This is a genomic window from Streptomyces sp. NBC_00388 (genome assembly GCF_036061255.1).
Lineage (GTDB): Bacteria > Actinomycetota > Actinomycetes > Streptomycetales > Streptomycetaceae > Streptomyces.
In genome coordinates, this window is the sequence record NZ_CP107948.1 from 3,359,906 (window position 1) to 3,381,670 (window position 21,765).

Here is a 21,765-nt window from a genome sequence, read left to right on the forward strand (position 1 = left end):
TCGGTCCGTGTCCCTCCCCACGCCCCAGGAACCCGCGCTGCACGGCGACTGCGCGAACTGTTTCGGGCTGTGCTGCGTGGCCCTCCCCTTCGCGGCGTCCGCCGACTTCGCCGCCGGCAAACGCGCGGGCAGTCCCTGCACCCATCTGGCGCCGGACTTCCGGTGCGGCATCCACACCCGGCTGCGCGACAGCGGTTACCCGGGCTGCACCGTGTACGACTGCTTCGGCGCGGGGCAGCAGGTGTCCCAGGTCACCTTCGGCGGCCGGGACTGGCGGCAGGCCCCGGAGACCGCACAGCAGATGTTCGCCGTCTTCCCCGTCGTACGGCGGCTCCGTGAACTCCTCAGGTACCTGACCGAGGCCCTGACCCTCGCCCCGGCCCGCCCGGTCCATCCGGATCTCCGGCGTCTCCTCGGCACCACGGAGGCACTCACCCGCCTCGGGCCGGAGGAGCTGGTCGCGCTGGACGTCGACTCCCACCACCATCAGGTCAATGCGCTGCTGGTGCGCGTCAGCGACCTGGTCCGCGCCACGGCGGACACCCCGGCCAGGACGGCAGCGGACGCCCCCGCCGGGACGACAGCAGCTACACCGGGCCGGGCGGGGAAGGGCCGCGCAGGGAAGGGCCGGACGCAGCCGGGCCGGGCGCAGAAGGACCACCGGGGCGCGGACCTCATGGGTGCCCGTCTCCGGGGCGCCGATCTGCGCGGTGCCACGCTGCGCGGCGCCTGCCTGATAGCCGCCGACCTGACGGGCGCGGACCTCCGGTTGGCCGACCTCATCGGCGCGGACCTCCGGGACGCCGACCTCACCGGAGCCGACCTCAGCGGCTGCTTCTTCCTCACCCAGCCCCAGCTGAACGCGGCGAAGGGCGACACGACGACCAGGCTCCCTCCGTCGCTTGCCCGGCCGGATCACTGGGTGTGCGGGGGTCGGGAAAGGGAGGCGCCCGGCCGGAGTTGAGACACGGAAGACGGACGGTGCGCACCGTCGTACAGCGTCGTCAGCCTCGCTTCCGCCCCCGCCCGAACAGCCGCCTCACCGCCATGAACAGCAAGAACAGCGCGGCGAAGACACCGATGCCCCACGCCGTCGGAGAGCCGCCGGACCCGTTGCCGCCTCCCACGCTCGACGAACTCCCGCCCCCGGAGGACGACTTGGGACTGTCCGTCCTCTTCGGCTTCTCCACCGGGAAGCGCAGAACCCGGCTCTGCGCCCCCTCGGAGCCCATCATCAGGGCCGAGCCGTCCGGTGTGTACGTCACCGACTCGGCCTGTCCCTGGAACGGCACGCCCAGCTCGTGCTCGGTGCCGAGCCCGCCGGCCGGCTTCCAGTCGTACGACTCCGCCCCGAGGTAGCCGCGCAGGGTCAGCTGCTTCCCGTCCGGCGAGAACGCGCCGTCGGTCACCCACGGCACGTCGTCGATCCGCCGGAAGACGTTGGTCTTCGTCGCGGACAGCTTCGCGGGCCCCGCGTAGAGCCCGCCCTTGCTCTGGTTCTTCGACGCGATGTAGACGCGGCCGGTCTTCGGGTGGACCATCAGCGCCTCCGCGTTGCGTGGTCCGTCGGCGTACTTGACGGTGAACTGGGTGGCCCGGACCGTCTCTTCCTTCTTCAGCTGCTTCGGCTCGGGGAAGCGGTAGATCCAGACGTGGTCCCAGCTGCCGTCGAGGTTGTCGCCGATGTCCCCGACGTAGATGTCACCGTCGGGCCCGATCGAGATCGCCTCCACGTCGCGCGGCGCCCCGACCCCGCGCATCGTGACCCGGGCCACGGTCTGCCCGGTCTTCGAGTCCACCGCGTAGACGTACGCGCCGTCGCTGCTGTCGTTGTGGGTCCAGTAGATACCGGGGTGGAGCCGGCTCGCGGCCAGGCCGCTGGACTCCGTGATGCGGGGGTCCTTGATCGTGAAGCCACCGTCGTCCGCAGCCGCCGGCACGGCCGGGACAAGGGCGAACAGGACGGTGGCCGCAGCCCCGGCGACGTACTGAAGCGAACGCATGCCCCCAAGACTGCCATCCCCGTGCCATCGGCGATGATGACGGGATGCGTCTGAGGATGATGTTCGTCGGTGACTCGATGACCATAGGCCGCGCCGGCGACTACACCTGGCGCTACCGCATGTGGCAGCACCTGGGCGACGGCTGCGAGATCGTGGGACCGCGCACCGAGCTGTACGAGTCGAGCACGGCGTACGCGGATCCCGCCTTCCCCGCCGAGGCCCGCCGTCATCTTTCGGCCTGGGGCGAGGGCTGGCAGCACATGGCCCCGGTGATCCGCGAGACGGTGGCCGCACACCGGGTGGACCTGCTGCTCATCTCCCTGGGCCTGATAGACCTCGGCTTCTACACGGACGCTGAGGAGACCGCCCGCAACGCCCGCCGCTTCCTGACCGAGGCGCGCGAGGCGAACCCGCACATCCGCGCCGTGGTCCTCCCGGTGATCCCGAACACCCGCGCCGAGACCGACGCGCCCTTCGCGGTGGAGGTCGCCCACTTCAACGACCTGCTGGCGAAGGTGGTCGCGGACCTGGACGCGCCCCGCTCACCGCTGCTGCTGGCCTCGCGGCCCGAGTCGTACGACATCCACTCCGACACGTACGACGGCACGCACCCGAACGAAAGCGGCGAACGGAAACTGGCGAGCGCCTTCGCGGAGGCGCTGTACCAGGGCTGGGGGGTCGGCGGGCCGGCCCCCTCGTCACCCGTGGGGGCACTGGCGCAGACATGAGTTTCGAGCCGGTTCCCACGTCATGGGCATCGATGGCGCAGCGCGAGCCCGGCGGCATGGAGGTCCTGCCCGGCATACTGCCGGATGCCTTCCCCCGGGTTCACTTCCTCCCCTGGTCGACGGGGCACCCGGTCGCCACCGATCGCAGCCGGTAACTGCCCGCGTCACGCGCGCCTTGTCGGCCCCCGGCCCCCGCGACCCGTACAACAGGCGCCTCAGACCCCCGTGCTGCCGTCGATCCGCTCGCGGATGAGGTCGGCGTGGCCGTCGTGCCGGGCGTACTCCCCGAGCATGTGGGCGTAGATCCACCGCAGGCTCACCGCGCCGCCCATGAATGGCGCGGTGTCGTCCAGTGACCGCGCCGCGCAGTTGGCACGGGCCCTGCTGATCTCGTCCTGCCAGGTCTTCAGGGCCGTCCCGAACGAGCCGTCATCGGTGAGGTCGAAGCCTCCGTCGCGGCCCTGCGGGCCGGCCTGCCGGGCGTGGACGGCCGGTGCGTCCTCCTCCGCCAACACCCGGCGGAACCAGTTCCGCTCGACCTCGGCCATGTGCTGGACGAGCCCCAGGAGCGTCAGCGGCGAAGGCGGCACGGAGGCCGTCCGCAGCTGTTCCTCCGTGAGGCCCTCGCACTTCGCAGCCAGTGTGGCCCGGTAGAAGTCGAGCCAGCTCTCCATATTCACCCGCTCGTCCGCGTTCAGAGGGGGCATCGGCCGTTCGGTGTTCGTCATGGGTCACAGAGTGCCAGCGAGGTCTGACAGCGGCCCCCCGGGAACGTCGGCCCGCCGTCGGCCGGCAGCCTCAGGCGTAGAAGTTCCGCTGCCACCGATGCTTCCCCAGAACGGCGAGCTGGTCCGCGCCGAGCAACCGGCCGTCGCTCACGGCGGTGTTGCGCTCCACATTGCGTACGGTCCGCATCCCCGGGATGACGGTGGAGACCGCCGGTGAACTCAGCACGAAACGCAGGGCGGTCTCCGCGATCCCGTCCGGCGCGATTCCGAGGTCGGCGGTGATCGCAGCCACGCGCCGCTCGACCTGTGCCGGGCGGTCACCCCGGAAGTAGCGGTTGCGCCAGTCGTCCTCGGGGAACGTGGTGTCCGCGGTGATGCGGCCGGTGAGGCCGCCCTCGTCCAACGCCACCCGCACGATGACCCCGACGCCGTGCTCCTCACAGGCCGGCAGCAGCGCATCGGCGGGGCCCTGGTCGAAGATGTTGTAGATGACCTGCACGCTGTCCACGGTGCCGCTGCGTACGAGAGCGAGGGCGTTGCCGGGGTCGTGGTCGTTGACGGAGACACCGAACAGGCGGATCTTCCCCTCCTGCTTCAGCGCGGCGATCGTCTCCAGCCAGTCGCCCCGGCCGACCCAGTCGTCGCTCCACACGTGGAACTGCAGGACGTCGAAGTGGTCCAGGCCGCTGAGGCGCAGACTGGTCTCCAGGGTCGTGCGGATGTGCTCACCCGGGAACGCATCGGCCGGGTCGAGACCGAAGGGCGGCGGCCAGACACCGTTCTTGGGCTGCACCTTGGTCGCGACGCGCACCTCGTCACCGGCACGCTCGCGGACGACACGGCCGACGATCCGCTCGCTCTCACCGTACCCGCGCGCGGTATCGATGAAGTTCACACCGAGGTCGATGGCCCGGTGCAGAGCGCGGACGGACTCGTCCTCCGTGGCCCCCACCCAGCTGGTCTCACCGATACCCCAGGCGCCGTAACCGATCTCGGACACGGACAGTCCACTGCGTCCCAATGTGCGGTATCGCACCATCATCCCCAATATCTAGATCGCCGGCCGGGCCCGAGCACGCGCACAAATCAGCCCGACGGTAGGCGACTTGAGCGGCGGGCGCAGCTGATTTTCCCTCGGCGGTCAACCGGCGGAAGGCGCCCCGGCCGAGCACCCGGCTCACCGGCGGAAGGCGGCCCGGCCGGGCACCCGGCTCACCGGCGGCTCCGGCATGAGCCCCGCGACAAGCGCGGCCCCCCGTGGTGCGCGGAAGACGCCGTGGACACCCCCGGGGCGCCACGACAACAGTGAGGGGCAGGCCCCCCTTCGCGCCGAACCCGTGTGCGGATACTGTGAACAGAATGCGGGTTCGCTGATCCAACTGTGAGGAAAGCATGGGGAAGGCCGAAGAGCGCAGCACCCTGTACCACGAGTTCCTCAGACTCGCGGGGCAGGTCGAGCGGCTCCTGAACACCGACCCGGAACAGACCGAACTGGACCAGGCCGAACTGGTGCAGTGGCAGAACCTGTACCGCGAGCCGGACGGGAAGACGGTGGTCCACCGCCGTGACTCCCTGCTGATGCCCGGGTCCATACCCCTGTCCGACACCCTCCGCGAGTGGAACGCCCACGCGAAGGAAGTCCTGCGGACCGCGCCCCCGCAGCCCCGGCTCCAGCACTGAGCCGGCCTCCGGCCACCCCACCCGCACGCAGGACCGCCCGCACACGGCCCACCGGCCGGCATCGCCCCGCCCGCGACGGCGCCCGGCGGACAGCAGCCCCGGATGGCTCGCACATCCTTGATTCGAGCGCACTCCAAGCGGTTGGCTGAGCCCCATGAAGTACACGCAGCTTGGACGCACCGGACTCAAGGTCAGCCGACTCGTCCTCGGCACAATGAACTTCGGGCCGCAGACCAGCGAGGCCGACAGCCACACGATCATGGATTCCGCGCTCGCCTCGGGCGTCAATTTCTTCGACACCGCCAACGTCTACGGCTGGGGCGAGGACAAGGGCCGCACCGAGGAGATCCTCGGCACCTGGTTCGCCCAGGGCGGCGGGCGGCGCGACAAGGTCGTGCTCGCCACCAAGATGTACGGGAACATGAGCGCCGACGCCGAGGCGTGGCCCAACCACGACAAGCTCTCGGCGTTCAACATCCGCCGCTCCGTCGAGGCTTCGCTGAAGCGCCTCCAGACGGATCACATCGACGTGTACCAGTTCCACCACGTCGACCGGAACACCCCGTTCGAGGAAATCTGGCAGGCGATCGACGTCCTGGTCCAGCAGGGCAAGATCCTCTACGCCGGTTCGTCGAACTTCCCCGGTTACAAGATCGCGCAGGCGAACGAGCTGGCCGCCCGCCGCGGCTCGGTCGGGCTCGTCAGCGAGCAGTGCATCTACAACCTGATGGAGCGCCGCGCGGAGATGGAGGTCATCCCGGCCGCGCAGGAGTACGGCCTGGGGGTCATCCCGTGGTCGCCGCTGCACGGCGGGCTGCTCGGTGGGGCGATCCGCAAGGAGCGGGACGGCGGCACCGGACGCAGCACGTCGGGCCGCTCGGCCGACGCGCTCGGCGACCAGGCCGTGCGGACGAAGATCCAGGCGTACGAGGACCTGCTCGACAAGCACGGTCTGGAGCCCGGCGAGGTCGGTCTTGCCTGGCTGCTCACCCGGCCGGGCGTGACGGGTCCGATCGTCGGCCCGCGGACCTCGGAGCAGCTGGATTCGGCGCTGCGCGCGATCGAGCTGGAGCTCCCGGAGGCCGTGGTGTCCGGCGTCGAGGAGATCTTCCCGGGCCCGGGCCCGTCGCCGGAGGCATTCGCCTGGTAGCCGCACGCCTCCCCGGCCGGCCGGTCAGGCACGCGGGGCAGGCGTGATTCCGGGCCGCTCGCGGGCGGCCGCCGTCACTGTCCGACGGCGGCCGCCACAGCGACGACGACGAACAGCAGCACAAGCACACCGGCCATGATCCGGTTCCTGGTTTTCGGGTCCACGCTCCGAGGTTACTTGGCGGCCCCGAGCGGCCGGCTGGCGACCACCTCGTACCGGGGCCGCACACCGCTGCGCACGAGAGCCAGGTCCCGCACGGTCCACGGGCTGCTCACGAACCCGTCCAGGGTCTCCGCGTACGGCGTGAGAGCGGTGGAACCGTCCCCGCGGGCGAGGGTGAGATGCGGCACGTAGGGGTGCGCGCCCTCCGGAGGTGCGCCCGCCTCCCGCGCCGCCTCCCCCACCGACTCGGCCAGCCGTTCCACCGCGTCCACGTCCCCGGCCGCGCCCGCCCACAGCGCACGGTCCCCGAAGCGGCCGCCACCGGCGATGCGCAGCGCGAACGGCACGTGGTGCTGCGCGGTCCGCGCGATCAGGGATCCGATGGCGGGGACGAGGCCGTCGTCCACCTCGCCCAGGAAAGCGAGCGTGAAGTGCCAGCCGGACCGTTCGGTCCAGCGCAGCCGGCCCGCGCCGGGCAACGCCTGCGCCCGGGCGACCGGCGCCCCGAGCTCACGAGCCGCTTCCTGCGGGGGCAGCAGTGCCACGAAAAGCCTCATGCGGGCCAGTGTCCCGGGTGACCGGAACCGGCCGCCCGGCGCGGCCCGTTCCCGGCGTATCGCGGTCACCGTGCGTATCGTTGAACCGCGCGACTGCCCGCACCCAGCGGCAGTGCGGAGGAGCGCCACGATGACCGTCGTCGACGACAGGATCGAGATGGCCGACAGTCTGGACCTGCTGTTCGAGCAGGTGGAGTCCGTCCCCGAGGGCTACCACGTCGAGATTGTCGGGGGAACCATCCACATGTCGCCGCAACGGGACGCGCACTGGCAGATCATCCGCAGGATCGTGCGGGCGCTGGAGGACACGTTCGGGATGGACGTCAACGTCACGTCCGACGTCCGGATCGACTTCCCCGGCCACCTGAACGGGTTCGCCCCCGACGTGGCGAAGTTGAGCACCGGAGCGGCCAAGGATGCCAGGGGCCGCTGGCGGTACCAGGACGTCGAGCTGATCGCCGAGGTGATCTCGGAGGGCACGGCCGCCAACGACTACGGCCCGAAGAAGGCCGCGTACGCCGCCGCCCAGGTCCCCGTCTACCTGATCGCGGACCCGTACACCGGCGTCTGCCATGTCTTCACGTATCCCAAGGACGACGAGTACCACGGCACGGTGACCCTCGACTTCGGCTACCCCATCGACCTCACCGGCACCGCCGTGGCCCTCACCCTGGAGACCGGCGACTTCCCCCGCGACTGACCCGGCCGCACCAGGGCACCCCACGAGCGGGCCGGTGTCCCGGGTGACCGGAACCGGCCGCCGGGCGCGGCCCGTTCCCGGCGTATCGCGGTCACCGTGCGTATCGTTGAACCGCGCGACTGCCCGCACCCAGCGGCAGTGGGGAGGAGCGCCACGATGACCGTCGTCGACGACAGGATCGAGATGGCCGACACCAGCGACGAGCGCACTCTGGACTCGATGTTCGAGTGGCTTGAGCCGACCCCCGAGGGATTCAAGGTCGAGATCGTCGGGGGGAACATCTTCATGTCACCGCAGCGGGACACGCACTGGGACATCATCGCGGACATCTATGACCAGCTGCGCACCGTCTACCCCCGTCAGCGGGTGAAGTCCGATGTACGCATCGACTTCCCGGGGCTGCTGAACGGCTTCGCCTCGGATGTCGTGGCCCTTGTGGAGGGGGCCGTCAAGGACGAGAAGGGGCGCTGGCGCTACCAGGACATCGAGTTCGTCGCCGAAGTGATCTCCAAGAACACCGCGGCCAATGACTACGGGCCGAAGAAGGCCACCTACGCCACCGCCGGCGTTCCGGTGTACGTCATCGCCGACCCGTACACCGGCAGGTGGCAGCTGCACACCCTGCCCAAGGACGACGAGTACCACGGCACGGTGACCCTCGACTTCGGCTACCCCATCGACCTCACCGGCACCGCCGTGGCCCTCACCCTGGAGACCGGCGACTTCCCCCGCGACTGACCCGGCCGCACCAGGGCACCCCACGAGCGGGCCGGTGTCCCGGGTGACCGGAACCGGCCGCCCGGTCCCGGCCCGCCCGGGAGCCGCCGGTGCTCACGCCGCAGTGGCGAGCTGTTCGCGCGGTACGAAGCCCACATGCCTGCGGCCACGCCTGAGGTCGACCTCCAGGCGGAGGTTGGCCGCGCGGGCCAGCATCAGGCCCACGCCCATCGCCGCCAGTGCGCAGATCGCGCCGCCCAGGGTGAAGCTCACCCGGACGCCGTAGGTGTCCGTGAGCCAGCCGAAGAGCGGGCCGCCCAGCGGCGTACCGCCGGTGAAGACCATCATGAACAGGCTCATCACCCGGCCCCGCATCTCCGGTTCGGTGCCCATCTGCACCGAGGAGTTCGCGGTGACGTTGACCGTCAGGCCGAGGATGCCGATCACCGTGATCAGCGGGACGAACATCCAGATCGACGGGGACCAGGCAGTGACGGCCTGGAGAGCGCCGAAGACGATCGCGGCTCCGACCAGGATGCGCAGCCGTGAGGTCCCGCGCCGGGCCGCGAGCAAGGCTCCGACCAGCGATCCGATCGCCATCAGGGTGTTGAAGAAGCCGTACATCCCGACGCCGCCGTGGAACGTGTTGTTGGCGAACGCGCTCAGCCAGATCGGGAAGTTGAAGCCGAAGGTCCCCACGAAGCCGACCAGGACGATCGGCCAGATCAGATCGGGGTGCTTGGAGACGTAGTTCAGGCCCTCGCGGAGCTGCCCCTTCCCGCGTGGGGTGCGGAAGGTGTGGTGCAGTTCGCTGCTGCGCATCAGCAGCAGGCCGGTGAGCGGGGCCAGGAAGGAGAGGCCGTTGGCGAGGAAGGCCCAGCCGGGGCCGACAGCCGCGGTGAGTCCACTCGCGACGGCGGGGCCGATGAGGCGGGCGGACTGGAAGTTCGCCGAGTTCAGACTGACGGCGTTGCGGACCTGGTCCGGGCCCACCATCTCGGAGACGAAGGACTGCCGGGTCGGGTTGTCGATGACCGTGACCAGCCCGGTGAAGAAGGCGGTGACATAGACGTGCCAGACCTCGACGTTGCCCGTGAGGGTCATCGCGGCGAGGAAGAGGCCGCCGATGCTCATCGCGCCCTGGGTACAGAAGAGCAGCTTCCGCTTGGAGAAGCGGTCGGCTATGACTCCGCCGTACAGGCCGAAGAGCAGCATCGGCAGGAACTGCATGGCCGTGGTGATCCCGACGGCCGCGGACGATCCCGTGATGCTCAGGACCAGCCAGTCCTGGGTGATACGCGCCATCCAGGTGCCCGTGTTGGACACGACGGCGCCGGTGGCGAACAGCCGGTAATTACGGATCTTCAACGAGCTGAACATCGAAGTCCGGGTAGCAGTTTCTTGCGGTGCGGGGGCGGAGTCTGCTCCGGGTCCCGAACTCAACAGTGGTCGCCTCCTGGGCATAGACAAGGTCACCTGCGTGACCGCGTACGGGGGTCAGAGCTGGGCGAGTTTCTCCAGGACGGGGGCGGCAGCGCGCAGCTTCACCCAGTCGTCCTCGTTCAGCCCCTCGGCCAGCTCGGCCAGCCAGACGTTGCGGCGGCGCCTGCTCTCCACGAGCATCGCCTGCGCCTCCTCGGTCTGGCTGACGACCTTCTGTCTGCGGTCGTCGGGGTGCGGTTCCAGCCTGACCAGGCCCTTGGCCTCCAGGAGCGCCACGATGCGGGTCATCGAGGGCGGCTGCACATGCTCCTTGCGGGCCAGCTCACCGGGGGTGGCGGAGCCACAGCGGGCGAGGGTCCCCAGGACCGACATCTCGGTCGGACTCAGGGACTCGTCGACGCGCTGGTGCTTGAGCCGGCGGCTCAGGCGCATCACGGTGGAGCGCAGTGAGTCAACGGCGGCAGCCTTGTCGGCGGGCGAAAGGTCAGGCATGTTCGTTAGCGTAACTCATTACCTATGCTAAAGACCAACCCGTATGCCATCCGGTGAGCGACATCACCCATACGAGTGAGACGAGGCGCGAAAGTGACGCGCGGTGGCGGCCCGTCGCACGACGCTGTGCGGTATGGCATCGACCGTGCTCAGCCTGCGTATAGACGGGGAGCTGCTCGACCGGCTCCGGAACCACGCGGCCAAACGCGGAATGAGCGTCCAGGACTATGTGGTCCGGACGCTCATTCGCGACGACTTCGACGAACGGTTTCAGTCCGCCGTCGACGAGACGGAGAAGTTCTACGGGCGTACATAGCCCGGTAGTGACCTGGCCCGGCACCGGGCGGAACCGTGGGAGGCACCGCCCGCGGACGGCCCCGGCGTCACCCGGGGCCGGGCACCCGCCCGCGTCAGGTGAGGCCGAGAGCCGGCATCGCGTAGTAGAAGACGAAGACCAGCGAGACGATGTACATCGCGGCCGGCACCGCACGCCAGCGTCCGACGGCGATCCGCAGGACGGTGAAGGAGATGAAGCCGATCCCGATGCCGTTGGTGATCGAGTAGGTGAACGGCATCATCACCATCGCGAGGAACGCCGGGATGGCGATGGTGAAGTCGGACCAGTCGATGTCCCTGACCGAGCCCGCGAGGATCAGGAAGCCCACCGCCAGCAGCGCCGGGGTGGCCGCCTGTGAGGGGACCATGGTCGCCACCGGGGTGAGGAACAGCGCCACCGTGAAGAGCAGACCCGTGACGACACTCGCCAGCCCCGTACGGGCGCCCTCGCCGACCCCTGCCGTCGACTCGACGAAGCAGGTGTTGGCGGAGGACGAGGTCGCGCCGCCCGCGGCGACCGCGATGCCGTCCACGAACAGCACCCTGTTGATACCGGGGAAGGAGCCGTCCGGCTTGGTCAGCTTGGCCTCGTCACCGACGCCGAGGATGGTGCCCATGGCGTCGAAGAACGACGAGAGCAGCACGGTGAAGACGAAGAGGATTCCGGTCAGCACGCCGACCTTGTGGAATCCGCCGAACAGGCTGACCTGACCGACCAGCCCGAAGTCCGGGGACGCCACCGGATTGCCAGGCCAGTGCGGGCTGGTCAGACCCCAGCTGGGGACCGTGGCGACGGCGTCGAAGATCATCGCGGCGATCGTCATCGCGACGATGGAGATCAGGATCGCGCCGGAGACCTTGCGGACGATCAGGGCCAGCGTCAGCAGTACACCGACGACGAAGATCAGGACCGGCCAGCCGTGCAGATGGCCGTCCGAGCCGAGCTGCAGCGGGACGGTGGTGTGCGCGGCGTCCGGCACACGGGAGACGAAGCCCGAGTCGACCAGGCCGATGAGCAGGATGAAGAAGCCGATACCGATCGCGATGCCCTTGCGCAGGCTGAGCGGGACGGCGTTCATCACGCGCTCCCGCAGCCCGGTGGCGACCAGCAGCATCACCACGATGCCCGCCAGCACCACCATGCCCATCGCGTCCGGCCAGGTCATCCGGGGCGCGAGCTGGAGGGCGACGACGGTGTTGACCCCGAGTCCGGCCGCCAGGGCGATCGGCACGTTGCCGATGACACCCATGAGCAGCGTGGAGAAGGCGGCGGTCAGAACGGTGGCGGTGACCAGCTGGCCCCCGTTGAGCTGATGCCCGTTCATGTCGTGCGCGCTGCCCAGGATGATCGGGTTCAGCACGATGATGTAGGCCATCGCGAAGAAGGTCGCGAAGCCGCCGCGGATCTCCCGGGCGATGCTGGAGCCGCGCTCGGTGATCTTGAAATAACGGTCAAAGGCATTCTGCGGCCCGCCGGATGGCGATGGTGGGACAGCGTCGACCGGAGCGGTGGCCGAGGGTGACATGCGCGCGACCTCAAATGTCATGTGATGAGAAACGGCCATATTTGGACGTTTAAACGAAAGGAACGAGCCAATCGAGAGCCGTTTCAGTATGAATACATAAGTCGAAGATCGCTATCTCCGCGCGTAGAGCCTTGGGCCACCTGGCCCGGCACCGCCTCCCGCTCCCCCGCATAGACTGTCGCCATGGCGAAGTGGACACCCGTACATGAGGCACCCGAGCCCCTGGAGGGGCCCGTCGTCGCGACCGTCACCGGCGGCACGATCATCTGGTTCGCCCTCTTCCTGGTGCAGCTGCCCTTCTACGGCTGGTTCGACGACCACGGGCACCTGTGGTGGCTCTGGACCTGCGCCGCCGGCGGCGCGCTCGGACTCATCGGGATCTGGTACGTACGGGGGCGCGACGCGGCGATCAAGCGCGCGGCGGCCGGAACGGACGCCGGCCCGGGCCCGGGCGCCGCTTCCGCGTAGGCCCGCGCGCCGGGCAGCGCACTCCGGCGCCGCCCCTCTCCCCCCGGGTCCCCTCCGGGCCCGTACGGCTGGAGGACGACCCCCGCCCCGCCCCGGCTCCTCCCGAGGGCTGATCTTCCGCTCCCTCACCGGGTAAACGTGTGCTTCTGGCCTTAACGTCGGATCCATGACGCAAGGGCCGGATATCGACGCGGGTTCCGAAATGGATCCCGTCCACCCCGTCGAGCTGCCGCAACCGGCCCGCGCGACCGGACTGACCACCGCCGAAGTGGCCGAGCGCGTGGCCAACGGCGAGGTCAACGACGTCCCCGTACGGTCCAGCCGGTCCACCGCCGACATCGTCCGGGCCAATGTCTTCACCCGGTTCAACGCGATCATCGGCGTGCTCTGGGTGATCATGCTGTTCGTCGCACCGATCCAGGACAGCCTCTTCGGCTTCGTGATCATCGCCAACACCGGCATCGGCATCATCCAGGAGCGCCGCGCCAAGAAGACCCTCGACAGTCTCGCGGTGATCGGCGAGGCCAAACCGACCGTCCGGCGCGACGGGTCCGCGGGCGAGGTCTCCACCTCCGACCTGGTCCTCGGCGACCTCATCGAACTGGGCCCCGGCGACAAGGTCGTCGTGGACGGGGAGACCGTCGAGGCCGACGGCCTGGAGATCGACGAGTCACTGCTCACCGGCGAGGCCGACCCGGTGCTCAAGAAGCCGGGCGACCCGATGATGTCCGGCAGCTTCGTCGTCGCGGGCGGCGGGGCCTTCACCGCCACCCGGGTCGGCCGGGAGGCGTACGCGGCGCAGCTCGCCGACGAGGCGTCCCGCTTCACACTCGTCCACTCCGAACTGCGCAGCGGTATCTCCACCATCCTCAAGTACGTGACCTGGATGATGGTCCCCACCGCGGCCGGGCTCGTCGTCAGCCAGCTGGTGCACGAACGGCACGACCTCAAGGACTCCATCGCCCGGACCGTCGGCGGCATCACCCCGATGATCCCCGAAGGGCTCGTCCTGCTCACCTCCATCGCCTTCGCCATCGGCGTGATCCGGCTCGGCCGCAAGCAGTGCCTCGTGCAGGAGCTCCCCGCGATCGAGGGGCTCGCCCGGGTCGACGTGGTCTGCCTGGACAAGACCGGGACGCTCACCGAGGGCGGGATGAACGTGACCGGGCTGCGCATGCTGGGCGGCGCGGACGAGGCGTACGTCCGCCGGGTGCTCGGCGCGTTCGGCGCGTCCGACGCGCGACCCAACGCCAGCCTCCGGGCCATCGCCGACGCCTACCCGGACACCTCGGGCTGGCGCTGCACCCGGGCGCTGCCCTTCTCCTCGGCGCGCAAGTACAGCGGGGCCGCCTTCGCCGAGGGCGACGGCGCTTCGTCGGCCTGGCTGCTCGGCGCCCCCGATGTGCTGCTGCCCGAGCGGGACGCGGCCCTCCAGGAGGTCGGACGCCTCAACGAGGAGGGGCTGCGGGTGCTGCTCCTCGCACGGGCGGCGGAGAGCCTGGACGACATCGGCGACAGCGCCGGACCCCGGGCGTCCGGCGCGCAGCCCACCGCGCTGGTGGTACTCGAACAGCGGCTGCGGCCCGAGGCGGCCGACACCCTGCGCTACTTCGCCGACCAGAACGTCGACGCCAAAGTGATCTCGGGCGACAACGCGGTGTCGGTGGGAGCCGTGGCCGCGAAGCTCGGCCTGGCGGGCGCCGACCGCACCGTCGACGCCCGGGAGCTCCCCGCCGACCAGGAGAAGATGGCGGAATCGCTGGACTCCCACTCGGTCTTCGGCCGGGTCTCACCGCAGCAGAAGCGCGACATGGTCGCCGCACTCCAGTCGCGCGGCCACACGGTCGCGATGACCGGGGACGGCGTCAACGACGTACTGGCCCTGAAGGACGCCGACATCGGCGTGAGCATGGGTTCGGGCTCGGAGGCGACGCGGGCGGTCGCGCAGATCGTGCTGCTCGACAACAGCTTCGCCACGCTGCCCTCGGTCGTCGCCGAGGGCCGGCGGGTCATCGGGAACGTCACCCGGGTGGCGACACTCTTCCTGGTCAAGACGGTCTACTCGGTACTGCTCGCCATCCTGGTGTCCTGCTTCCAGATCGAGTACCCGTTCCTGCCCCGGCACTTGACCATGCTCTCCACCCTGACGATCGGCATCCCGGCCTTCTTCCTGGCCCTGGCCCCGAACAAGGAGCGGGCGAAACCGCACTTCGTGCGGCGGGTGCTGCGCTACTCGATCCCGTGCGGCACGATCGCCGCGGTCGCCACCTTCGCGGCGTACGTGCTCGCCCGGCACTACTACGTGGGGGCAGGCTCCCTGGACGCCGAGACGAGCGTCGCGACCCTGACCCTCTTCCTGGTCTCGATGTGGGTCCTGGCGATCATCGCCCGCCCGTACACCTGGTGGCGGGTCTGTCTGGTGCTGGCGATGGCCGGGGCGTTCCTGCTGGTCATGATCGTGCCCGCGCTCCAGCACTTCTTCGCCCTGAAGCTCGTGGGCGCGTCCATGCCGTGGCTGGGCGTGGGAATCGCCGCGGTCGCCTCACTGGGCGTCGAGCTGGTGTGGCGGTGGGTCGACCGCCACCACCCGGGATGACTACGGGCCGCCCGCAGAGCCTTCCGGCTGCTGCGGGCGGCCCGGTTCACGCCGGACGCGCCGGGTTACTTCACGTCGACGAAGTCACCGGCGGCGATGGCTGCCGGAGTCGTGGTCGTGCCCGCGAAGTTGAAGCGCCAGTAGCCGTCCTCGACCGCCTTGACGGTCGTCGACAGGTTGCCGGTGCCGTTCGTCTTCAGCGTCTTGACGGTGGTGTAGGTGTTGCTGTTCTTCTTGCGGAACTGCAGCTTCACCGGCTGGCCGGTGTAGCCCGCGTACTTGTACGTCTCCCAGTTGGCACGGGCCAGCTTGCCGGTGACCGTGATGGTCTTGCCCTTCTTCACGGGCTCCGGGGCCGCGTTGACCGTCTGGGTCGACGCGCGCTGGACGTGCTGGGACTTGTACGCCGTGTTCTCGGTCGAGCTGCCGTCCTTGGCGAGGACGGCGGCGGCGACCTTCCACGTGCCGGCCAGGCTGTTCTTGTACAGGTCGTACTGCGAGCGCGGGTCCACCTTGAAGGAGACCTTGCAGGTCGAGGTGGTCGCGTTCACCGCGGTGCACTTGGCGATCTGCGTGGAGTCGTCGTCCACGTCCGGGCCGAGGTAGCCGTCGACGTCGGTGTCGATGTTGCTGCCGTGCCACAGGTAGATGACGGCGTCCTGGATGCCGGTGCTGTGGGTGGCGGTGACGCTCGCCGTGATGGTCTTCGCGACGGTGGTGCCGAGGACGATGTCCTTGCCACTGTTCACGGTGACACTGCTGATCTTCGGGTCGCCCGCGACCAGCGCCGCACGGACCTTCGCGCCGGACGGCGCGGTGTGCTGGAACACGGAACGGGGGATCGCCGTCGGGCCCACCCCGTGGGTCCCGTCCGCCTGGGCAGCGGCCGGGACGACGAGAGCGGAGAGAGCCAGGGCGCCGGTGACGGCGGCCACGGTGGCACGTATGCGCATGTTTTGTTCCCCATGTGGAGAAGGGACCTGCGGAGGTTTCGTCCATCCGCGTGGCCCATGTGGTCTGTGGAGCCTGGTGGCTCCACAGACAAGACAAGCGACGGGGGCGAATGGTTGTGCACGTTGTGAAGATTTTGAAACCGAGTGGTGACCGGCCCCTTTCCCGGCCCTCCCCCGCCGCTCCCGGCCACCGGCCACCGGCCACCGGCTCAGTCGAACCAGCGGTCCCGCTCCAGTTCGGCGGTGCGTGACGGGTCCTCGATCAGCGCCGCCACCTCGAAACGGCGCGGCCACTGACCCGCCGCCCAGGCGAGTCCCGCCGCCACACCCTCCAGCGTGGCCGCGTGCAACACCCCGTCACGGGTCCGGTGCCAGTCCAGTTCGACGCCGTTCGCCAGCAGTTCCGCGTGCTCGACATACGTATCCGGGGTGCCGGAACCGAGCAGCGCCCGGACCGCGTCGGGGACATCGCGCTCCTCCCCCTCCGTGCTCACCTCGGCCTCGACCCGCTCGCTGAGCCGTGCGACCTGGAGCAGTTCGGCCAGCTCGGCGGCGCGCCCGGGGGCCACCGGGAGCAGCGCGGCGCCGGAGGTCAGCGGGAGCAGATCGGGGGCGTCGGCCACCAGCCCGTCGGCGGCGTCCACCACCCGCACCTCACCGTCCACCACGGCCCGCAGATCGTCCGGGAGCGTCACCTGTTCCGGGTCCAGCCGGGCCAGCTGCCCGTACAGCGCGTGCAGTTGGCGCGCCGCCACCTCGCGGTCCGGGTCGGCGAGCCGGTCGAGGAGCTCGGCGGCGCCGCCGGGCTCGTCCAGCAGGGCGGCGGCGGAAGTCCGTACGCCCAGGGCGCGCAGCACCTGCTCGTCCTCAAAACCGGTCGCATCGGCCTCGTCGTACAGTCCGGACAGCAGCGGGTCACCGCCCGCGGCCCGCAGTCCGGCAGGGCGCCGGCCGCCGAGCACCGGGTGACCGCGCAGCCACCAGGCGGTGTACGGGCGTACGGACTCGGTCGTCCCGTCCGGCAGCAGCACCCGCACGGGCTGGGTCAGGGCGTCCCGCAGCGGCGGCCGGGAGAGCAGCGCGAGAGCCTGCGGCCACTTGTCGTCGTCGACCAGTTCCAGATCCCGTACGGCGACGAGCTCCGTGGCGACGGGCGGCACCGGGCCCTGCGGCAGCCGGTCCAGCACGTCCTCGCACCAGACGTCCACCGCGTCGAGGAGCCCGGCGTCGTCCGGCTCGGCGAAGTCGCCCTCACGCGGCTCCAGTTCGTCCGGGTCCAGCACGATATCGGCGGCGCGGACCAGGGCGAACGTGGCCAGCACACCGCAGGCGGTCAGCGGCTGTTCACCCCAGCGCTCGGCCAGTTCGCTGTCGCAGAGGGCCAGTTCGCCCTCCCGCATGATCTCGGCGAACGCGCTGCCGGGCAGCACCAGTTCACCGGCCTGCGCGGGCTCGCCGTCCTCGTCGGGGAGGGCCAGCGCCGCGAGCCAGGGCTCGTCGCCCGGCGCCAGCTCGGCCTCCCGCACGAGGGCGAGCACGACATCGGCGAGCTCCTCGGCGTCCAGCGCGCCCTCGTCCCCTTCGTCGTACCAGATCTCCCCCGCGTCCATCGAGGCGGCGACAGCGCCGCGCACCTGGGGGGTCGTCAGGACCGCACGCGGGGTGGCGGGCAGCGCGCCCAGCTTCTCCAGGAGGGGGTGTGCGGCATCCGGGTGCGCCACCTTCAGACCGAGGCGGGCGAGATCGGCGGGGGTGTCGGCGAGCGGCAGGAGGACCTGCCGGGGGCCGACGGCGGTACGCCCCGAAGCGAGGGGCACCGGCAACCCGGCGAGCCGGTCCGGGTCGACCCCGGCCAGGGTCTCGTACAGCCGGTGCCACCAGGACGGTTCGCGTTCGGCGCCGCCGATGCGGTCGATGGCGTCGCCGAGCGGCAGCCGCCCGACGCCCAGCGTGCGCAGCTCGACGCGGCGTTCGAGCCCGGCGGGCAGCAGGGTGGGCAGCACTTCGGCCAGCACCCGCACGGTGTCCGCGCCCGCCCCTTCGACGACCTCGGCCTCGAAGGGGCGCAGGGCGTGGCGCCGCTCATCGCCCGCCGGCTCCGGCTCCCCGTCCATACCGCCGCCGTCCGCACCGTCCTGCGGCGCCGCGGGCGCGAGGAAGGCGACCCTGCTCAGCCGCTCCAGGATCGCGGCGCGCAGCGCGCCGTCGAGCTCACCCTTGCCGAGGGGCCCGGGCACCAGGTCGATGGTGGCGACGGAGACCGGCTCCCAGCCGCCGAGCAGCTCCGCGTACGCGTCCGCCGCCCGTTCCACCAGGAAGTCCGTGAGCGGACCCGGGGCGGGGTGGCGGCGGGCGGTGTCCAGCGGCAGCGAGGCGATGAGCAGCGCGGGTACACCGAGGGGTTCGTCGGTCGGGGTGGGCGCGTGGACGACGGGCGCGGTGCCGGGGCGTACCGGGGCGCCGTCCCCGTCGACCGGGACGGCCCAGGTGACCGACCAGTACGGGCGCAGCCGTTCCTCGACGGGCCGCCCGGCGAGCAGCGCCCGCTCCAGCGGGCCGTGGTGGGCGACGGTGCGCCAGCGGTGGATGCCGCCGCCTGCCGCGCTGTCGTCGATGTGGACGTAAGCGCCGTGCTCCGCACGCGTCAGGGTGCGGGTGCTCTCCGGGGTCTCGACCACGATCTCGGCGAGGCCGGGCAGGGTCAGCAGCAAGGCGTCGTCGATCGCGGCGATCAGCCGCTGGGCCAGGTCCTCGGCGCCGGCGTCACGCAGCGGCAGGATGACGACCGTGTCGTACCCGTCGGGGGCGGTGCCCTCGGCGGGCAGCGGGAGGCGCAGCAGCGGTACGTGTCCCTCGCGCCGGCGCAGCTCGTCGGCGAGGCCTCCGGATTCTGCCGGGTCTGCTGCCTCCGTGCGGGCGGCGCCGGCCGCCAGTTCGCGGGCCTCGGCGAGGGACCACCGGACGCCGCCGTGCCGGCCGACGACCACCGGTTCGTCGCTCACCGCGAGTACGGCGGCGAATCCGACCCCGAAGCGGCCTACGGCGGCGTGTGTGTCGGCGTCGGTGCGCTTGGCCGAAGCGCGGAGCGTGCTCAGTGACTCGACGCCGGTGGCGTCCAGCGGGGCGCCGGTGTTGGCGGCGACGAGCACGGCCGGGCCTTCACCCTCGCCCGGCCGCAGCGTGAGCCGGAACCGGCCCCGGACGCCGGCACGGGCCGCGGCGTCGGCGGCGTTCTGCGCGAGCTCGACGACGAGGCGGTCACGGTAGCCGCCCAGCGCGAGGTCCTCCTCGGCGTTGGCGTCCTCGCGGAAGCGGGCGGGGGTGGTGGCCCAGGCATCGAGCACGCCGCGCCTCAGGCGCGCCGTCCCGAAGGGGTCGGCTGCGTCCGTCGCTTTCACGATCACGGCTCGTGCTCCTCTGTGGGGCGGGGTTGTGGGGGACCGTCCCGGTCCCGGGTGAAGGTACCCCGTGAGGGGGTACGGGGCGGGGCGCGGGTGGGGCGGGGGCCCTGTGGCTGGCTTGTTTCCCGCCCTGCCGTCCGCCGCTTCCCGGGGCGCCGGCCCGGGCCCCCTCCTCTCCATGCCGAAGGGGCGCGGCCGTACCCCGGAGGGCTGGATTCCGCAGCTGGATCGCTGGGATCTGGATTCCGCCGCTGGATCGCTGGGATCGCTCAGACCGCGGCATCCCCGGGGCGCCCGCCCGCAAGAGCGAGGATCCCGGGCACCGCGTCGCGCAGGCTGCCGAAGTGGCGATGCACACCGTCCGGGGCAACGGGAGCGTTGACTCCCCACACCGTCATGCCGGCCCGCAGCCCGGACTCGACGCCGGACTGCGCGTCCTCGACGACCAGGCCCCACGAGCGGTCCCGGACCTGACGCACACAGGGGCCTGCCGTTCACGCAGGCAGCCGGATCACTTCTCCGCCAGGACGGGCCCGATCATCGTGTGCAGTGTGCCCGCTCCGACCCCGCTCAGCTTGCGTGCGGCGATCTTCCCATGCCGGTCGATGACCAGCGTGGAGGGAATGGCCTGCGGGCTCAGACTGCCCGCGGGGAAGCGGAGAACGAGCTTTCCCGCCGGGTCGTACAGATTCGGATACGTGAGGCCGTACGACTTCTCGAACGTCTTCGCAGGACCGGTGGAGGCGTCACGTGTGTTGATTCCGACGAACTCCACCCCCTGCGGCTTGAGCTCCTTCGCGACCCTTTCGAGGCTTCCGGCCTCGGCACGGCACGGCGGGCACCACGAGCTCCAGACGTTGACGACGACGATCTTCCCCTCGTAGGCGGAGCTCACGTCCAGCGCGTCCCCCTCCAGCGTTCTGCCGGAGAGATGTGGAGCATCGTCACGGCTGCCCTTCGCCGCCGTGACGATCCCATCGGCGCTCGTCACATGGCGTGAGCCCCGCGAACTGCTCGCCCCGGAGCCGGAGCCGGATCCGCATGCGGCCAGAACCAGCACGCAGGACGCGACGACTACGCCGAGCCGGGCAGGGGCTCCCCTCAGGAGTGCCCCAGGTCGTCCGCGCCGGACGCGGCGTCCGCCGAGACCGAGCCGCCCTCCGGGTCGGGCCGCAGCGCGAACGGGTCAGCTGCCGTCGAGTCCAGCACCAGCGGCGCGGGCCGCAGCGGCTTCGGCATGACCGCGGCCTCCGAGTGCCCTCCACAGCCGTACGACAGCGACACCACATGACCGTCCGCCGGGCCGAACTCGTTCCCGCAGACACCGAAGGCCTGCCGCAGCGAACCGGAGAGCGGGACCAGGAAGGCACAGGACACACAGGACGCCGGGGCCGCCTGGGCCATCGGGGTCTTCGCGCCGTACTCCTCGTCCCAGCGGTCCGCCGCCTGGTGCAGGCCGTAACGGGACAGCACCCGCGCCCGCCGCATGCCCAGTTCGTCGGCGACCGCGGCGACCGTGCCGCGGGCCGGAACCGCCGCGCGGTCGGTGACCTCGGCGTCCTCGGCGTCGACCCGCTCCGCCAGCTCGTCGGAGAGCACGGAGTTGGGCGGCGGCGCGTCCTCGCCCGAGAAGCCGGGCTCCAGACGCAGGTCCTCCGCCTCGGTGGGCAACAGGTCGCCGGGGCCCATGTCACCGGGGCGCAGCCGCTCGCTCCACGGCACCCATTCGGGGGCGAGCAGCGAGTCGGAGCCGGGCAGCAGAACCGTCTCGTCGAGCGTGACGAGCTTCGCCCGGGATGCCCGGGCGACCGTCACCGCCCAGCGCCAGCCCCGGTACCCGGGTTCCTTGCACTCGAAGTAGTGGGTGACCACCCGGTCACCCTCGGACACCACAGAGACGTGTTCGCCGACCACCCCGGGGAAGGCAGCTTCCTCCGCCGCCTCGCGGGCGAGGTCGACCGCCTCGGCGCACAGGCGGTCAGGGGTACGGCTTCTCGTCGTCGCAGCACTCACAGGTCTCGCTTCTCTCCTACGCCGTCTCACGGGTGCGCCGGACGAACATCGCGTACGAGCAACGGGCGGAGCGGACCAGAGGACCGCGTCAACGTCCGCGCCCGACATGCCC

The 21,765-nt window shown here is 70.9% G+C and carries 20 protein-coding genes and 1 pseudogene; 9 read left to right on the top strand and 12 right to left on the bottom strand.

The window, feature by feature from the left end:
• The first annotated feature begins 7 nt into the window (after positions 1–7).
• On the top strand, positions 8–964 hold the full coding sequence (locus tag OG917_RS15125) for a pentapeptide repeat-containing protein (protein ID WP_328318128.1): 957 nt from the start codon (positions 8–10) through the stop codon (positions 962–964).
• A gap of 40 nt (positions 965–1,004) precedes the next feature.
• Here OG917_RS15125 and OG917_RS15130 read toward each other — a convergent pair whose 3' ends face one another.
• Positions 1,005–2,003, bottom strand: coding sequence for a WD40 repeat domain-containing protein (locus OG917_RS15130; RefSeq protein WP_328318129.1), 999 nt, complete (start codon positions 2,001–2,003; stop codon positions 1,005–1,007).
• A 50-nt stretch (positions 2,004–2,053) separates the two neighbouring features.
• On the opposite strand from OG917_RS15130, the gene OG917_RS15135 reads away from it, so the two are divergent.
• A complete protein-coding gene (locus OG917_RS15135) occupies positions 2,054–2,731 on the top strand; it encodes a GDSL-type esterase/lipase family protein (RefSeq protein ID WP_328321899.1) in 678 nt (225 codons plus the stop codon).
• A gap of 215 nt (positions 2,732–2,946) precedes the next feature.
• Here OG917_RS15135 and OG917_RS15140 read toward each other — a convergent pair whose 3' ends face one another.
• Positions 2,947–3,459: a DinB family protein gene (locus OG917_RS15140; protein ID WP_328318130.1), complete on the bottom strand. Its 513-nt coding sequence runs from the start codon at positions 3,457–3,459 to the stop codon at positions 2,947–2,949.
• 70 nt (positions 3,460–3,529) lie between these two features.
• Entirely contained in the window at positions 3,530–4,495 is a 966-nt protein-coding gene (locus OG917_RS15145) for an aldo/keto reductase (protein ID WP_328321901.1), read from the bottom strand.
• Positions 4,496–4,851: 356 nt separating this feature from the next.
• Here OG917_RS15145 and OG917_RS15150 point away from each other — a divergent pair, with 356 nt between their 5' ends.
• Together OG917_RS15150 and OG917_RS15155 are read left to right on the top strand one after the other, a co-directional pair.
• On the top strand, positions 4,852–5,139 hold the full coding sequence (locus OG917_RS15150; RefSeq protein WP_328318131.1) for a hypothetical protein: 288 nt from the start codon (positions 4,852–4,854) through the stop codon (positions 5,137–5,139).
• Positions 5,140–5,293: 154 nt separating this feature from the next.
• Positions 5,294–6,289 carry an aldo/keto reductase gene (locus tag OG917_RS15155; protein WP_328318132.1) on the top strand — a complete coding sequence of 332 codons (996 nt, stop codon included), beginning with the start codon at positions 5,294–5,296 and terminating at the stop codon, positions 6,287–6,289.
• 173 nt (positions 6,290–6,462) lie between these two features.
• On the opposite strand, the gene thpR is transcribed toward OG917_RS15155, so the two are convergent.
• Complete coding sequence (gene thpR / locus OG917_RS15160; protein ID WP_328318133.1) at positions 6,463–7,008, bottom strand: RNA 2',3'-cyclic phosphodiesterase; 546 nt, start codon at positions 7,006–7,008, stop codon at positions 6,463–6,465.
• Between the two features lie 130 nt (positions 7,009–7,138).
• Here thpR and OG917_RS15165 point away from each other — a divergent pair, with 130 nt between their 5' ends.
• Positions 7,139–7,708 carry a Uma2 family endonuclease gene (locus OG917_RS15165; protein ID WP_328318134.1) on the top strand — a complete coding sequence of 190 codons (570 nt, stop codon included), beginning with the start codon at positions 7,139–7,141 and terminating at the stop codon, positions 7,706–7,708.
• A 156-nt stretch (positions 7,709–7,864) separates the two neighbouring features.
• The gene (locus OG917_RS15170; RefSeq protein ID WP_328318135.1) at positions 7,865–8,446 is read left to right on the top strand and encodes a Uma2 family endonuclease; all 582 of its coding nucleotides are present in this window, start codon (positions 7,865–7,867) and stop codon (positions 8,444–8,446) included.
• 93 nt (positions 8,447–8,539) lie between these two features.
• Here the strand turns inward: OG917_RS15170 and OG917_RS15175 are convergent, their stop codons facing one another.
• On the bottom strand, positions 8,540–9,868 hold the full coding sequence (locus OG917_RS15175; protein WP_328318136.1) for an MFS transporter: 1,329 nt from the start codon (positions 9,866–9,868) through the stop codon (positions 8,540–8,542).
• 54 nt (positions 9,869–9,922) lie between these two features.
• Positions 9,923–10,360, bottom strand: coding sequence for a MarR family winged helix-turn-helix transcriptional regulator (locus tag OG917_RS15180; protein WP_328318137.1), 438 nt, complete (start codon positions 10,358–10,360; stop codon positions 9,923–9,925).
• Between the two features lie 133 nt (positions 10,361–10,493).
• Between OG917_RS15180 and OG917_RS15185 the strand changes: the two genes are divergently transcribed.
• Positions 10,494–10,676 (top strand): ribbon-helix-helix protein, CopG family, encoded by a 183-nt coding sequence (locus OG917_RS15185; protein WP_328318138.1) that lies wholly within the window; start codon positions 10,494–10,496, stop codon positions 10,674–10,676.
• A gap of 94 nt (positions 10,677–10,770) precedes the next feature.
• Here OG917_RS15185 and OG917_RS15190 read toward each other — a convergent pair whose 3' ends face one another.
• Positions 10,771–12,222: an NCS2 family permease gene (locus tag OG917_RS15190; RefSeq protein WP_328318139.1), complete on the bottom strand. Its 1,452-nt coding sequence runs from the start codon at positions 12,220–12,222 to the stop codon at positions 10,771–10,773.
• Positions 12,223–12,405: 183 nt separating this feature from the next.
• Between OG917_RS15190 and OG917_RS15195 the strand changes: the two genes are divergently transcribed.
• Both OG917_RS15195 and OG917_RS15200 read left to right on the top strand, forming a co-directional pair.
• A complete protein-coding gene (locus tag OG917_RS15195) occupies positions 12,406–12,690 on the top strand; it encodes a DUF2530 domain-containing protein (protein ID WP_328318140.1) in 285 nt (94 codons plus the stop codon).
• Positions 12,691–12,856: 166 nt separating this feature from the next.
• On the top strand, positions 12,857–15,286 hold the full coding sequence (locus tag OG917_RS15200) for a cation-translocating P-type ATPase (RefSeq protein ID WP_328318141.1): 2,430 nt from the start codon (positions 12,857–12,859) through the stop codon (positions 15,284–15,286).
• A gap of 65 nt (positions 15,287–15,351) precedes the next feature.
• Here the strand turns inward: OG917_RS15200 and OG917_RS15205 are convergent, their stop codons facing one another.
• The 5 genes and pseudogenes from OG917_RS15205 to OG917_RS15225 all read right to left on the bottom strand — a co-directional run bounded on the left by OG917_RS15205 (position 15,352) and on the right by OG917_RS15225 (position 21,653).
• A complete protein-coding gene (locus OG917_RS15205; protein ID WP_328318142.1) occupies positions 15,352–16,239 on the bottom strand; it encodes a calcium-binding protein in 888 nt (295 codons plus the stop codon).
• A 209-nt stretch (positions 16,240–16,448) separates the two neighbouring features.
• Entirely contained in the window at positions 16,449–19,637 is a 3,189-nt protein-coding gene (locus OG917_RS15210) for a sacsin N-terminal ATP-binding-like domain-containing protein (protein WP_328321903.1), read from the bottom strand.
• Positions 19,638–19,909: 272 nt separating this feature from the next.
• Positions 19,910–20,089, bottom strand: a pseudogene (locus OG917_RS15215) (phosphatase); the annotation flags it as partial.
• Positions 20,090–20,151: 62 nt separating this feature from the next.
• Entirely contained in the window at positions 20,152–20,745 is a 594-nt protein-coding gene (locus tag OG917_RS15220) for a TlpA family protein disulfide reductase (protein ID WP_443059079.1), read from the bottom strand.
• The gene (locus OG917_RS15225) at positions 20,742–21,653 is read right to left on the bottom strand and encodes a DUF3027 domain-containing protein (RefSeq protein WP_328318144.1); all 912 of its coding nucleotides are present in this window, start codon (positions 21,651–21,653) and stop codon (positions 20,742–20,744) included. The genes OG917_RS15220 and OG917_RS15225 overlap by 4 nt, the downstream gene beginning before the upstream one ends.
• Between the last annotated feature and the right edge of the window lie 112 nt (positions 21,654–21,765).